A 15,361-nucleotide genomic window follows, 5' to 3' on the forward strand; every position below is an offset into this window, starting at 1 on the left:
CACGATAACTAATAAAAAAACTAAATTTTTACCTTAACTCCAATTTTATAATCAATGTAGTTGCTGTTTGGTTCTAAAGTAGCGTAACTCAATGATATCATTTGGTATAGCCTGCGTATTCCAATGATCATGAATAACCAGAGCTGCTCCAAGAGCTGTCGCCTGGGCCATTGATGCACCAAAAACTTCACTATTTGGAAAAGCTTGGGCCAACAGCGTCATATAGATCAAATTACGACTAAATCCGCCGTCCACGAATATACGTTGAGCACCATTAGGCCGTAAAATCAGTTCCGTCGATTTTATCTGTGCTTTCACCAAATGCATCATAAAAACATGGTATGCTTCAAAATAGCTAGAAAAATGACTCAAATCAATCGATGCGAAAGCTGATAGCTCATCGGAAATATCCAGTGCCTGATATTTTTCAATAATATCCCACTGCAGGCCGATCTGCTTAAACTTACCAGTCGAAACCTGGAAAAAATTCGCAATACGTTTCACTTGCTCCTCATGTTCATAACCGGCAAAAAGCCGGGATGCTTTTACAGGTTTGCCTGTATAGGTCATATACTGCAAGCAATCTTTGCTCAGTTCTTCTTTTGTCAACGGTTCGTTATTAAATGGATTGAAGGAAATGCACCAAGTTCCTGTCGAAATTAAAACAAAAGGTTCATGAAAATTCAACAGATAGGGAATCAATGCCGAAGAACTATCGTGCAAGCCGCTACCTACTAAATAACCACTCCCAGGAAAAGTCGCCCGAAACAATCGATCACCTTGTACAATGGGTGCCATTTTTTGTAGAATACCTGTATCAAAGACCCACTGATGATAATTATTTTTCTCAAAATCCCACAGTGCTGTATGACAACCTATACTTGTCATATCGGCATAGGGTTGTCCTGAAATTAGATAACTCAAATATTGTGGAAGATGTAATGCCCATTTGACGTCCTTAAATAATGCCGGTTTTAGTTTAAACAAACGATAGATCTGTAGTCCAGAATTGAGACTTCCCAAACTCGGAGAGGAAGTTTCTAATGAGAATTTATCTTTTCCGCCATATTGTGCATAAAACGATTCCAACAGTTTCTTTGGGTATTCTTTCAAATAATTATATAATGGTGTTAAAGGCCGTCCATCTTTATCAATGTAGACAAAACTCGCTCCATACGAAGTAAAATTTATCGCCTTGATTTCAAACTCACCTTTCCGAAACACTTCATGCAAGGAATCGAAAACGGACAAACGTAAACTTTCTAGATTTTCACAGCTATCCCCATCCTCATCGGTAGTTTCTAAAAAACGAGCAGACCTCTCAAAAACAATCTGATACTGCTCATTAAAGAGAAATAATTTCTTGTTAGTCTTACCAACATCAAATATGGCAACTACTGGTATTGGTTTCCCCTTCATTCTTTTTCCTTAATTACAAACCTGTAGCTACAGAATTTATTCCACGTTCTTCGATAAGTTTGTTGCGTAAATTTTCCTCATTGAACAATTGAACCGGATTTAAAGCAGCACCACTTCTCAACCGAGCTTCCGCCACAAGCGGTCTGACATCTGTACGGAAAGCATCCTGTAATATTTCCTGGGCCTTCACAATATCGTTAGTTTGCTGTGCCTGTTTCAGTGCTTTACGATCGACCAGCAATGCTTGAGCATACGCGATCTTAATTGCTTCTACTGACTGTAAAAGATCGACTAACGGATCTTTCAGATTATGAGAAGCATCGATCATCCAGCCCAGCCCTGTTGCATGATCTATCCCATTCAAATCCATACCATCAACCAGTTCGTTGAATATCAAGAATAACTGATAAGGTTTTATACTACCCGCTGTAAGATCGTCATCCGCATATTTACTATCGTTAAAATGGAATCCACCAAGTTTACCCTCCATAAGTAACAACGAAACAATTTGTTCAATGTTGGCATTTGGCAAATGGTGTCCCAAATCAACAAGTGTATATGCTTTAGGGCCTAATTTATTGGCCAATAGTAAAGACTGCCCCCAGTCTCCGATTGTTGTTGAGTAGAAATAAGGTTCAAAAGCCTTGTATTCAACAAACAATTTCCAGTCGTCTGGTAGGTGCTTATAAATTTCACTTAAGCTAGACAATGTATTTTGAAATGCCTCTCTAAAATTCAACTGTCCTGGAAAAGATGAACCATCAGCTAACCAAACTGTAAGGGATTTAGAGCCCAACGCTTTGCCATAATTGATGACCTCAATATTGTGGGCTATGGCTTGTTCACGAACTTTAGGATTTACATGGTGAAGCGAACCAAATTTATAGCTATGTTCTTGTCCAGCCTGGTCTTGGAATGTATTGGAATTCACTGCATCAAATGCAATACCGAGTTTAGATGCCAATGATTTGATTTTTTCTGCATCTGAAGGAATATCCCAAGGTATATGCAAGGAAATAGCTCCGCTTGATTTGTTGAGCGCGTGTAATAAGCCTACATCCGCTAACTTTTGTTCCAAAGTTCCAGGTTCACCTGCTCCGGAAAACCGTCCAAATCGGGTACCACCTGTCCCTAATGCCCAGCTTGGGATGGCAATTTGAAATTTTTGGAGCTTTTCCAAAATTTCATCTGTAGTTGAAATATCCGCCGACACATAGTCAAATGCTCTTTTATGTTTTTCCTTTAATTGGTTATTGTGCTGATCTATAATTTGTGTATCAAGAATCATAATATTACTGGTTATCGTGTAAAAATTCGAAAGGTGTCGCGCACATTTTTCCCTTTCTGAGCGCGACACCTAAGATATAAAAATTAGCGTACAAACGCCATTGCAACACCTCCGTCAACGTTTAAAACATTTCCCGTAGATTTGCTCAACAGTCCTCCCACAAAAGCGAAACAGGCGTTCGCAATATCTTCAGGAAGAATGACCTGATTCAACAAGGTCCGTTTTGCATAATAGGCTGGCAATTCGGCAACTGTGATACCATAGGCTTTAGCACGGCCTTCTGCCCAGCCACCAGCCCAGATATTGCTATCTGAAATAACCGCATCGGGATTGACAACATTGACACGTACTCCCGCTGGCCCTAATTCTGCGGCACACAAACGACTTAAGTGTAGCTGAGCTCCTTTTGCACTCCCATAGCCAGTATTGTTCGGACCACTAACCAAAGCATTTTTACTGACAATATTAATGATATCTCCCCCGATTTCCTGTGCTTTTAATACAGAAGTAGCTCCTTGCGTAACTAGAAATTGCCCTTTTACTAATACGTTGTACAACAAATCCCAATCTTTCTCTGTATGATCTTCGATTGTTTTGGAAATTGACAGTCCAGCATTATTAACGATAATATCAATACCTCCAAAAGCTAAAGCAGCTTCTTTCAACGCTTCTTTAATTGATTCTGCGTTCGTTACATCCAAAATCGTCGTAATAACGGAATCTTTCCCAAAATCGGTAATAAATTCGTCTTTACTTGATTCCAGGCGCTCGGTATTGATATCATTTAAGATGATTACGGCGCCTTCTTGAGCCATCTTTTTAGCGATTGCTTTCCCGATACCGCCACCGCTTCCAGTGACCAAAGCAATTTTTCCTGACAAAGCCTTTGGTTTTGGCATACGTTGAAGCTTAGCTTCTTCCAATAACCAATACTCAATATCGAATGCTTCCTGACGGGGTAAAGCGGTGTATTCACTTACTGCTTCTGCTCCTTTCATGACGTTGATCGCATTGGTATAGAATTCTGCTGCCACACGTGCCGTTTGTTTGTCTTTCGCAAATGCGAACATACCTACACCTGGGTACAGAACAATTACCGGGTTTTTATCACGTACAGCTGGACTGTTTTCATGTTTGCAGTTTTCATAATATTGCGCATACATTTCACGGTAATCTTCGAATAATGGCGTCAATTTCGCTTTGAGCTCCTCAACGTTGTCTAAATCTTCGGATTTATCCAAATCCAATACCAATGGTTGGATTTTAGTCCTTAAGAAGTGGTCCGGACAACTGGTACCTAGCGGAGCCAAACGACCTAAATCATTGGAATTGATAAATTCCAATACACGATCATCATCTGTAAAATGTCCGATCATATGGCGCTCACTGGAACAAAAACCTCTTAAAACAGGCGCAAGTTTGGCTGCTTGTGCAGTTCTTTCTTCCTTGCCCAAGCTAGTCACTTTCTGTCCACCAAAGACGGGTGCTTTTTTACCATAGTTTTGCTCAAGATATTCCGCACAAGCTTCAATGACATCCAACGAATTAACATAACATTCGTATGCTGTATCGCCCCAGGTAAACAAACCATGAGAGCCTAACATAATACCTCGGATTCCTGGATTCTGCTCCAAACAAGCTCTTAACTGCAGGCCTAAATCAAATCCCGGTCGTTGCCAGTCTACCCAGCCGATGGTCCCATTAAAAAGCTCTTGCGTGATTGTCTTTCCATCTTTGGCCGCGGCAATGGCAATTGCCGCATCGGGATGTAAGTGGTCGATATGTTTGAATGGCAGGAATCCATGCAATGGTGTATCAATAGATGGAGCTTTAGATGCTAGATCATAGATACAGTGGTTAAACAATTCAACCATTTCATCTTCGTGATCTAATCCACGATAGACATTTTCCAAATTACGTAGACGTTGGAGATACAAAGCCGCCAAACCGGATTTTTTCAAAGTTCCGATATCACCTCCTGAGCCTTTGATCCACATCACCTCCACTTCTTCACCTGTCAAAGGATCTTTTTCAGAAACTTTGCACGAGGTATTTCCCCCGCCATAATTTGTGATCCTTAAATCTGCACCTAAAATATTCGAACGATATAACAGTAAAGCTACTTCATCACCGCTTAGTGCCTGAGCTTTCTCATCGTCCCATAAGTAATTGACATGTTTGTACGTTTTCACTTCTTCTATATTTATTTAAATATTAATTTTCTAATGTCTTTGCAAACCCTACAATGCAAATAGAGATGATAATGGTTACAATTCCTCCGATTATAGAACGATAAGTCGCACGATCCACACCTTTCCATTCCTTGAGTGCAACACCCCAAGCATTTGAAATGAGAATGATAAATGCCATATGCAAGATCCAGGAGCTGGCTCCATTTCCTAAACGGCTTTCGCCCATACCATAAAAGAAAAACTGCAGATACCAAGTCGTTCCCGCTATCGCACATAAAAGGAAATTTTTGCCTTTTGGCACATCGGACTTTGTATAATCCCCAAAAGTTCTATTCTTAAACAATAAGTAAAGGCACCAAAGAAAGTTCGTCACAAAGCCACCCCAAAGGATTACAATATAGGTGACGTTATTTTGATAGAGAAATTCTCCTTGATTTGGATTAGTAGCCTTCCATAAGTTGTTCGCCACATCGGCCATCGGTTTTCCAGCCTCAATTCCAAAATTGAAACAGGCACTTAATATTCCGGAAATAATAGCCACGACGATGCCTAGCCCAAAATTGTAATCTGATTTGCTCTCAGCTGATAATGCAGATAAATGTTTTTCCTTGGAAACACCCGCCTTACCACATAGAAATACACCTAGCACGCAGACTAAGAGCCCAATGAGGATACAGATACCTGAATGTGTTGTAAAAAAATAATCTATCCCATGCTTCCCCTCTGTCCTATTGAAAAAATAATAAATACTCGGCATCAAGGATCCAAAAACCATGCTAAGCCCTAAAATGATACTGCTCCCAAGGGATACTCCCAGATAACGCACGCCGAGTCCATAAGTAAGTCCACCTATTCCCCAAAGTAATCCAAATAAAAAAGTGTACCCTAAGATCGAGTTATTCGTATCTCTGATAATCTCCAAAAAATTGGGAATTGTCAAAATAGCGGCTATAGGTGGTACAATAATCCATGAAAAAAGGCCACCCAAAATCCACATAGATTCCCAAGACCAGCCTTTCACTTTCTTATACGGCACATAAAAACTTCCAGACGCGAAACCGCCTATAAAATGAAATATAACTCCGAAAACAGCATTCATTGTGTATCTTTTTAGGTATTACAAAAACTAAATTAAATGATTTGATGGGAGGAACTGTTATGCACTGTTATGCCACATAACCAAGACAGTTGCTCTATACAAGATAATTTATTTAAGCGGCATCTACAGCTTACAGTAAATTTTGATTACTTTTAATTAGTTATTATCGATAATTCATTGAAAAAATATTTATTATTCTTAGATACAGAAACATCTGGCTTACCGAAAAAATGGGGCAAAAAATACACAGACAACGATAATTGGCCGCATGTACTGCAATTGGCTTGGATCATTTTTGATGAGGAACAAAATGAGGTGAAGCGTACGAACAAATATATCTATGAGCCCCTGATTCCAATCAGTCCAGCCTCGGAACAGATACATGGATTGACCCCGCCTTTTTTAATGAAGCATGGCGAAAAGAAAAAAGAGGTACTACGCAAGCTAAGTCATGACATCAAAAAATATAAGCCACAGATTGTTGGGCATTTTCTTTCCTTTGACCTACAGGTGCTGGCGGCAGAATTCTATCGATCCAATTTACCTTTCCCTTTCGATGGGACAAACTACTTTTGTACATTATTGCATAGCAAAAGGTACGTAAGAAATCCCAATATGGTCCATCTTCCGCTTTCTTTATTACACGAATCTCTTTTCTCCGAAATCCCTGAAAATATGCACAATGCAGAGAAAGATGCCGAGATTACCGCGAAATGCTATTTCGAAATGATTCAACGAAACGAACTGTCCCATCAAGACATTCGAGACCAGCAAATAGAATTCGATAAAATCTTCCAAATACAGTCCCCATGAAAAATCCCGAAAGTATCCTTTCCCTACTGAAATCAACCCAACCTTTCCAAGTATTACCAGAAACCCTACAGCTCAGTATTATAGATATATTCTACGAACATCGTTTCTCCAAAGACACACTTGTCTATCGACAAAACATCACAGACATGGAAGGGGTTGACTTAATCCTAGAAGGGGAATATGAAACGTTTTTTCTGGATGACTTAGACAATAAAAGATTAGTAGAGATCCACCGTCAACCTTATTGTTTTGGCGGAATTTCGGTGTTATTGAATCGAACAAAAGCGTTAAAATCTGTCATCGCAAAAAAGGGGACGATTATCTATCGATTACCGCGGAAAAATTTTATTGAGCTATGTAATGCAAACGAAGAGTTCTTCCATTTCTTCACCAATTCATTTGGAAAAAGGATGTTAGACGAGGAGTTTTCACACTTTGTCAAATCCCCTGCCTCTTTTGAGGAAAGCTACTTTGCAGCAGATCAATTGTATTCGCGAAAGATAGAACATATCACCTATAAAGATATCGTTGCCTGCGCTGGTGATACGCCCATTTTTGAAGTTGCAAAGACAATGGCCAGACAAAAGGTAAGTTGTGTCTTTATCAAAGACGAAAATGATATTATCGGTTATGCCACCGATATGACCTTACGGGATAATGTCGTTGCTCAACAAATCGCTGTCGACCGCGCGATCATCGAAGTGATGGACAACCCAATTGTGAGTATATCCGATCAAGCTTACCTCTATGAGGCTGTACTAAAAATGTTCCGAACGAAATCAAGGTACCTGCTCGTTGAAAAAGAAGGAAACTACGTTGGGTTCTTAAGTCGAAATAGGTTATTGAGTGAGCAAGGACAATCTCCGCTTGTATTTATTCAATCGGTCAAACTAGCAGAAACTTTGGACGAATTACGTGAAAAGTGGAACAACGTCCCAGAAATTATCCATCAACTGCTCGGCAGAGGAGTAAATGCCGAAATTGCCAATCAGGTGATTACAACTGTAGCGGACAGTATTGCACTGAAAGTAATCGAAAAAGTAATCGAAGAGATGGGCGAACCGCCGGCAAAATTTGTCTTCATGGTGACCGGAAGTGAAGGCCGAAAAGAGCAAACCCTGATGACGGATCAAGACAATGCGATTATTTATGAAGATAAAGCCAATGAACAGCGAGAGCTCGTCCGAGACTACTTCTTGAACTTTGCAAGTCGTGTATCTGATCACTTAAATACAATAGGTTTCAGCTATTGCACTGGAGGATATATGGCCAGCAATCCTGAATGGACACATTCGCTTTCACATTGGAAAAACAACTACAAAAAATGGATCGAGGAAAGCATCCCCGAAAATGCAATTAAGTTCTCCACATTCTTTGACTGCCGACGATTGTATGGCGACCAAGAGATTATAGATCAACTTAAAGAGTTTCTAAATGTCGAATTACAAAAACCTAATGAGCGCTTTTTTACATTTATCGCAAAAAATGCACTACAGTATGAACCTCCTCTGACATTTTTTAAGGCGATCAAAACGCAAACCATCGGATCGTCTGAAGTCTTCAACATCAAAAAAGCTATGACACCTATTGTTGATTTGGTTCGCGTCTATGCCCTCAAAAACCGAATTTATGAGGAAAATACCGGTGGGAGACTCAAACAGCTGCTCGATTTGAAAATTTTCACGCAGGAACAGTATGAAGAGTTGCATCAATCTTACTATTATCTGATGTCGATTCGCCTGAAAAATCAAGCGAATCAGATTCGGATAGCCAAACTAAGTCCAAACAACTATGTACCGATGGACAGCTTGACAAATATTGAAAAGGCAACCATTAAGGAAATATTTAAAACGATCAATAACTTTCAGCTCGGAATTAAAGTAAAATTTACCAGTAACCTCTTTGGATAATAAGCCCTTTTAATGGCTCGGTACGACTGGAAGAATTTTCCCATCTGGACCAAACTGCAATTTGTCCATACACACTTCGCGGTTATATCCAGCAGCGTCGCCCATCGTAATTCCCTTGGGATAGTTAAATCGATGGTAAACAATGTACCATTCGTCTTTTCCAGGCAACTCCAATACAGAATTGTGTCCAGTACCGTAAATTCCATGGGCAATATCTTTCTGTAGGATAAGATTATCTTCGGGGATTTGAATAGGTCCCAAAGGAGAGGTCGAAGTGCCATAACGAACCCGATAATTCTCGCTACGTGTATCATTTTCCGACCATAGGAAATAATAAATTCCGTTCCGAAAAAAGACATATGTTCCTTCACGGAATGTTCTATCGGGGGTCAATAATTTGATCGTATTCTGCTTGATTGTGATCATGTCCTTATTGAGTTCGGCTACAGCAAGATGACCATTTCCCCAATAAAGATAACTCTTATTGGTTTTGGGATCAGTGAAAACAGCCGGATCGATCTCTTGGCCTCCCTTTACGCCATTTGGTTTGAAGTCTATCAGCGGTTTACCGGAATCCTTAAAAGGCCCGGTTGGCGAGTCTGCTACTGCAACACCGATTTTCTGAGCTGCTGTAAAATAATAATAATATTTATACTCACCCTTGACTTTCTTCTCTGCGATCGTCGGCGCCCAGGCATGGTGGTTGCCCCATAGTACATCTTTTTTTAAATCTAATATTACTCCCTCATCTTTCCATTCTTTCAGATCAGTAGAAGAAAAGGTTTTGAAGTAATAGCCGCCCCAACCGTCAAAGCCATCACTCGTTGGATAGATATAATATTTCTTTGTCTTATTAGAATACAATACATCCGGATCCGCATAAAATCCCTCCAATATAGGATTCTTCACATTGTTCAAGGTGATATCAGCTGGTTTTCCCCAATGTTGAATCAATTTATTCAACTCATTTCTTGAAAGCGGTAAAATAGTGCCATGTCTAGGATTAAAATCCATATCAATCTGTTGATCTATTGCTTTAAAATGATCTAGATCCTGAGATTCACAAAACTGGTATTTCCCCTTTTTATAAACATCATACATCAAGATATAGGTGTCTGATTGATTGCGTTTAAAAACCCCAGATCCTTCAACATCGTCTGCTGTTGCCTGTTTATAACCAGGTTGTTCAACCCATTTCCCCGAAGTCAATGAATCTGTGATCGCCTGTTTTATCCCTTTCCCGTTCCCCTCAGTTTTATAAAACAAATGGAATAAGCCGTTTTTAACAATAATATCCCCATCTATACAAGATTGACCGTTTTTAGGCAAGAACAACACCTTAGGTTCACCCTCTAGATCCGTAAAATCGCGATTAGCATAGGCATAATAAATCACATCGGGTTGATCTCCATATTTCATGGACCAGTAAACCATATATTTACCTGCTCCTGGATCAAATACAGTCTGTGGTGCCCAAACTCTTTTTAAGTCCTTCTGTCCTTGATAACGCTGTTGAATATTAATCACATGATGATCCCAATGGATTAAATCTGTAGACTTTAACAAAACCATGGCCCGGTTAGAATCCCATCCTTTGGATGCCGTCATATCCGTTAGCACCATGTAAAACGATTTTCCGTCTTCAGCTCGTAAAATATGAGGATCCCTTACACCACCTGTACTACTGATGATTTTAGAATCCAATATGGGCTGATTATTGTTGAGTGTCCTGAAAGTATAGCCATCAGTGCTAATCGCAAAACACACGGCTTCATCGGCAACCGAATTGCCTTTAAAATAGGTAAACAAATAACCAACGAAATCTTTTTCCGATGGTCCAGATTTATATTCCTGTGCCGATGCGAAAAAAAACGAAGCCATCATTAAACCTACAGCTCCCATAATGGACATTAACTTAGTTTTCTTCATAAAAGGTTATTTCATTTGTAAATAGCACATTACTGTTTTTTTTGAATTGACAAATCAAACTGCCAATGCTTCGCTAATCGCTCCAGCTCTTGCTTTGTTATTGGAATGACAGCACCATGTTTAGGCGAAGTGAAATTAGTAGATTTCATTTTACCTGCATTAAAGTGTCCCAGATCAACAAAATTTTTAAAATCTGTTGTTTCACTAAAGCCAAAATTATGTGGCGAGATCCCATAGATATCATACATCAAAACCCATTTATCTTCCCCAATCCTTTTCCACACATTCGGAGCTTCGCAGGCTTCTGGCTCAGGATCATAGAAGCGATCATCGTACTGATAAGGGCCATTTGGATAATCTGACACAGCTTGCTTAATGCCCGGAACACCATCGTGGGCGACATAAAAAAGATGGTATTTATTGCCCACTTTCGTAATATCGCCATCGATGTAATTTTTATTTGCTTTGGGGTATTGAAACAAAAGCTGTGGTTCTGATTCAAATGCTGTAAACTCCTTATTTAAATAGGCATAATAGAGCTGATTCAGTCCATTGCCAAACCGCATCGTAAAATAGATCATCATCTTCCCAGTACGATCATCATAGATGAGTTCGGGAGCCCAGAAGGACCCTACATTTTCCCAACCTTGAAAGGCTTTCTCCAAGTAGAGCTCCGTATGGTTCCAGTGAATTAAATCAGTCGATTTCATTAAGACAATACCCCGGTTGTTACCCCATCCAAATGCGACTCCGTCACGCTCCCATTCCGTATTTCTATAACCCTGCTTTTGTGCGTAGATATGTAAATCCGTCATGACCATATAAAAATAACCATCTTTCCCCCGCATGATATAGGGATCCCGAATACCTTTCTGCTGTGCAATGCTATCGCCGGCAATGATCGGTTTTCCTTTATTGATATCGGTGAAAGAATAGCCATCCTGACTTATTGCAAAATACAGCCCGTGGCTTTCATCCTTGAAATAAACCATCAGGTAAGCAGCCAGATCTGATTCCTTTACCTGTGCAAACAAGTTATGCGCAAATAGGATCAGGATAGTAAAAAGGAGTGTGCGGATGTTCATCTTATTTCACGGTCAATTTTATCAAGGTCAAGGAATAAGGTTCAAATGTTTCAACAATTGTCTTTCCCTTATAAGTTACTGTATTTTGTTTTGGACGAATATTTAACGGTTCTTCTAGACTGTTGCTCACGCTCAGATCTGCATTAGACAATGTAATCTTTTGCGCTGTCGCTGACAATTTCTTTTTCGTCAATACATCTAAATTTAACTGCCTTGGCTGACTGGTATAATTGACGACCTTCACAATCAACTGCTGCAAAGTCTCATCAAATACTGCCGAAGCATATAGGCTATCTTTGCCAGCTACGAATTCACCATCCCGTTTGATCGGAACAATGTTTGTCCCTTTATTGGTAGCATATAATTTTTGTACTTGGTAGCTCGGTGTTCCATATACCTGCAAGTTATCAACCCAAATTAAATCTGGTGACCACTGCCAGCCATCGACATGACCGAATAATGGCGCATAAGATGCCATCTCCACTACGTCACCATTTCGTTCCAAGCCCGTCATGAAAGCGGCTTCCGAGAGGGCCGCCTCCCAGGTACTTTTCCCTGGACCGTTTGGTCGTGTCGTATGCGAAGCGTATTCCCCTGCGAAAATTTTCACCCCATTTCTAGTGTAATTATCATAGCGATTGGCGCTCGAAAGAAACCAGGATGGTGGACGATAATAATGTTCATCAATGATATTGATATTCATCGCCCGCAGTTGATCATTTAAGAAATCAAAGCGATCTCCTTCGGGATCAGTGCCCGAACTGGCAATAATTTTGATCTCTGGATGCTTTTCGTTTAACGCTTTCTTGAAGACGGCCAACCGTTCGATATATTGCGGACCCCAATTTTCATTTCCAACTCCCAGCATTTTGAGGTGGAAAGGCTCAGGGTGCCCCATATCCGCCCGTAATTTCCCCCATTTTGTATCTGTTGTACCATTAGCAAATTCAATCAGATCCAAAGCGTCTTGAACATAGGTGTCAAGTTCGTCCAATGGCACAAGTTCCCCGGTATTAAATTGGCAGGCCATACCACAATTGAGAATGGGAACTGGAGATGCTCCAATATCTTCTGCCAGTAAAAAGTATTCATAAAATCCTAAACCAAAGGTCTGAAAATAATCAGGTGTCAGACGATGGCTGAATTCGGTATTCCACCGGTTGATAATCAATTCCCTTTCCGTTATTGGTCCAACAGTTTTTTTCCATTGAAAGCGATTGGCCAAATCTTTCCCTTCAACAATACAGCCTCCAGGAAAGCGGATAAAGCCGGGTTTCATATCGGCAAGCATCTGAACCATATCTTTACGTAGACCCTTCGGTCTTCCTTTCCAGGTGTCTACTGGAAATAACGAAAGCATATCTACGTCTAACGTACCCGTCCCTGTAAACCAAACATTTAATTTGGCTTTATCTGCCGTTTGGTTGACAGGAAATTTGACTGCAGCTTCAGACCATGATCCGACGGGTTCAAGTGGAAGTTCAGCTGCGCCAATAACCTTATTCTGTTGATCGAGCAGCTCAACATGGATTTTCATCCCCTTAGCTGCACCTTGGTATTGTACAGAGAACTCATATGCTGCCCCCGCTTTCACCCCCATTCCTCTAAAGCCTTCATTTTGTAGTCCTAATTTCAGATTAGCCGCATTGTTTATCCTTAAATACCGTTTGTTGCCTTTACGTTTGCTATCGTTTAGCAGCAGGTAGGTTCCCTCAGGACCATTTTCGAGCTTTTTCCAGCCCATCCAAGGCTGATCAAACTCAAATGATCTATTCTTTACCAATTCAGCATAGATTCCCCCGTCGGCACCAAGATTGATATCTTCAAAAAAGACGCCCCACATATGTGGCGATATTTTGCCTGTAGGTTTATCCAAAGCAATATTTAATGTTATCGGTGACTGTGCCATTGCTGAAGAACCCAAGCTCGCTAACAGTAACAGTATTGACACTACTCTTTTCATTTCTATATGTATTTGTTCAACAATAATTTATCATTTCAGGTTTTTACACCAGCTCTAACAGCATAAATAGGGTAGCACGACATGACACCCTATCAAAATTGGCTGTTATATTAATTCCAATACAATAACTGAAAATGCCGGAATGTCCACTTCAATGGCACCACCATTCACTACCTTTGTCTTATTGTACACAGCAGGTTTAATTGTTGTCGGTTTCTTGAAGGAATTATAATCGCGTAGATTCTCTGCGGTAAGAATTCGGCCTGAAATTTTTGCAGCTTTCACTGAACCGAGATCCACACGTACCTTATTATTCTTTTTCGGATCAATATTTACCAAGGAGATATGTGTACGGCCCTGCTTGTCTTGTGACGCTGAAACCGACACGGCCGGAATTTTTTCCTGGTTAAATTCAAAATCCGTTGATTGAAGGGAAATAGGAATTAACTTAGCATCCTGATGTACCTTATACATTTCCATCACATGATAAGTCGGCGTCAAAATCATATTCTTTCCTTCTGTTAGAATAACCGCCTGCAATACATTCACAGCCTGCGCTAGATTGGCCATCTTCACCCGACGAGCATGATTGTTAAAGATATTGAGTGTCATTCCTGCAATCATGGCATCACGCATGGTATTTTGTTGGTAGAGAAAACCCGGATTCGTACCAGGCTCTACCGCATACCAGCCTCCCCATTCGTCTACGATCAGATCCACAAGTCCTTTCGGATCGTATTTGTCCATAATGGCAATATTCTTCTCCACCAGCTCATTCATAAACCAAGCTGATTTCATGGTTTTAAAATACTCCTCCTCCGAATATTGGGTCGCAGAGCCCTTGTTATCCCAGTTGATCACTGCATAGTGATGAAGTCCCATGCCTTTCATCAAACCACTCGGAATTTTCTTCATGAGTGTCTCCGTCCAATTGTAATCTGCACTATTAGCTCCTGATGCTATCCGATACAAACCACTTCCATTGGTCCAATCCGACATAAAAGTGGCGTATTTGCGATAAATGTCGGTATAGTAATCGGCGGTCATATTTCCACCACAGCCCCAGGCTTCATTTCCTACGCCCCAGAATTTTACCTTCCAAGGTTCCTGCCGACCATTTTTTCGTCGCCAATCCGACATGGGGCTTTCTCCTTTAAAATTCACATATTGGACCCAGTCGGCAAGCTCCTGTACCTCACCGCTACCCACATTACCCGCCAGATAAGGTTCCGCACCAAGCAATTCACACATGTTGAGAAAATCGTGTGTGCCAAAAGAATTATCCTCTGTCACGCCACCCCACCAGTTGTTTACGATAGCAGGACGCTGCGCTTTGGGCCCAACTCCATCCTTCCAATGATACGTATCGGCAAAACATCCTCCTGGCCAACGTAAATTGGGAATGTTTAAATTCTTAAGGGCTTCGATGACATCTTTTCGGACGCCATCGGAATGGGGAATCGAGTCATTTTTCTCCCCGACATAAAATCCATCATAAATACAGCGTCCCAAATGTTCGGCAAAATGTCCATAAATATGTCGACTTATAATCTGCTCCTGCTGCGGTGTTTCCAATCTTACACTACTCTGTCCATACAACAATCCAGTGGCTAGCGTAAAAACAACGCCTAATTTTAATCTTAGCTTCATTATATAGATTTTA

10 protein-coding genes are annotated in these 15,361 nt (G+C 40.6%); 2 read left to right on the forward strand and 8 right to left on the reverse strand.

Annotation, left to right across the window (positions count from 1 at the left end; genetic code table 11):
• Positions 1 to 51 precede the first annotated feature (51 nt).
• The 4 genes from A9970_RS09760 to rhaT all read right to left on the reverse strand — a co-directional run bounded on the left by A9970_RS09760 (position 52) and on the right by rhaT (position 5,998).
• Complete coding sequence (locus tag A9970_RS09760; RefSeq protein ID WP_182982162.1) at positions 52 to 1,419, reverse strand: FGGY-family carbohydrate kinase; 1,368 nt, start codon at positions 1,417 to 1,419, stop codon at positions 52 to 54.
• A 13-nt stretch (positions 1,420 to 1,432) separates the two neighbouring features.
• Positions 1,433 to 2,707 (reverse strand): TIM barrel protein, encoded by a 1,275-nt coding sequence (locus A9970_RS09765; RefSeq protein WP_153844252.1) that lies wholly within the window; start codon positions 2,705 to 2,707, stop codon positions 1,433 to 1,435.
• Between the two features lie 83 nt (positions 2,708 to 2,790).
• Positions 2,791 to 4,899: a bifunctional aldolase/short-chain dehydrogenase gene (locus A9970_RS09770; RefSeq protein WP_182982163.1), complete on the reverse strand. Its 2,109-nt coding sequence runs from the start codon at positions 4,897 to 4,899 to the stop codon at positions 2,791 to 2,793.
• A gap of 22 nt (positions 4,900 to 4,921) precedes the next feature.
• The gene (gene rhaT, locus A9970_RS09775) at positions 4,922 to 5,998 is read right to left on the reverse strand and encodes an L-rhamnose/proton symporter RhaT (RefSeq protein WP_182982164.1); all 1,077 of its coding nucleotides are present in this window, start codon (positions 5,996 to 5,998) and stop codon (positions 4,922 to 4,924) included.
• A gap of 177 nt (positions 5,999 to 6,175) precedes the next feature.
• On the opposite strand from rhaT, the gene A9970_RS09780 reads away from it, so the two are divergent.
• Together A9970_RS09780 and A9970_RS09785 are read left to right on the forward strand one after the other, a co-directional pair.
• Positions 6,176 to 6,811 carry a 3'-5' exonuclease gene (locus tag A9970_RS09780; RefSeq protein ID WP_159727346.1) on the forward strand — a complete coding sequence of 212 codons (636 nt, stop codon included), beginning with the start codon at positions 6,176 to 6,178 and terminating at the stop codon, positions 6,809 to 6,811.
• Positions 6,808 to 8,721: a DUF294 nucleotidyltransferase-like domain-containing protein gene (locus A9970_RS09785; protein ID WP_153844256.1), complete on the forward strand. Its 1,914-nt coding sequence runs from the start codon at positions 6,808 to 6,810 to the stop codon at positions 8,719 to 8,721. The genes A9970_RS09780 and A9970_RS09785 overlap by 4 nt, the downstream gene beginning before the upstream one ends.
• Positions 8,722 to 8,730: 9 nt before the next feature.
• Here the strand turns inward: A9970_RS09785 and A9970_RS09790 are convergent, their stop codons facing one another.
• From A9970_RS09790 to A9970_RS09805, 4 genes are all read right to left on the reverse strand, one after another.
• On the reverse strand, positions 8,731 to 10,650 hold the full coding sequence (locus tag A9970_RS09790; protein WP_182982165.1) for a family 43 glycosylhydrolase: 1,920 nt from the start codon (positions 10,648 to 10,650) through the stop codon (positions 8,731 to 8,733).
• Between the two features lie 29 nt (positions 10,651 to 10,679).
• Positions 10,680 to 11,735, reverse strand: coding sequence for a glycoside hydrolase family 43 protein (locus A9970_RS09795; protein WP_182982166.1), 1,056 nt, complete (start codon positions 11,733 to 11,735; stop codon positions 10,680 to 10,682).
• Between the two features lies 1 nt (position 11,736).
• Positions 11,737 to 13,698 carry an alpha-L-arabinofuranosidase C-terminal domain-containing protein gene (locus A9970_RS09800; RefSeq protein ID WP_182982167.1) on the reverse strand — a complete coding sequence of 654 codons (1,962 nt, stop codon included), beginning with the start codon at positions 13,696 to 13,698 and terminating at the stop codon, positions 11,737 to 11,739.
• Positions 13,699 to 13,803: 105 nt separating this feature from the next.
• Complete coding sequence (locus A9970_RS09805; RefSeq protein WP_182982168.1) at positions 13,804 to 15,348, reverse strand: alpha-N-arabinofuranosidase; 1,545 nt, start codon at positions 15,346 to 15,348, stop codon at positions 13,804 to 13,806.
• Positions 15,349 to 15,361 lie beyond the last annotated feature (13 nt).

Origin of the sequence: Sphingobacterium sp. UME9 (assembly GCF_014170215.1) — a bacterium.
Classification (GTDB): Bacteria; Bacteroidota; Bacteroidia; order Sphingobacteriales; family Sphingobacteriaceae; genus Sphingobacterium; species Sphingobacterium paramultivorum.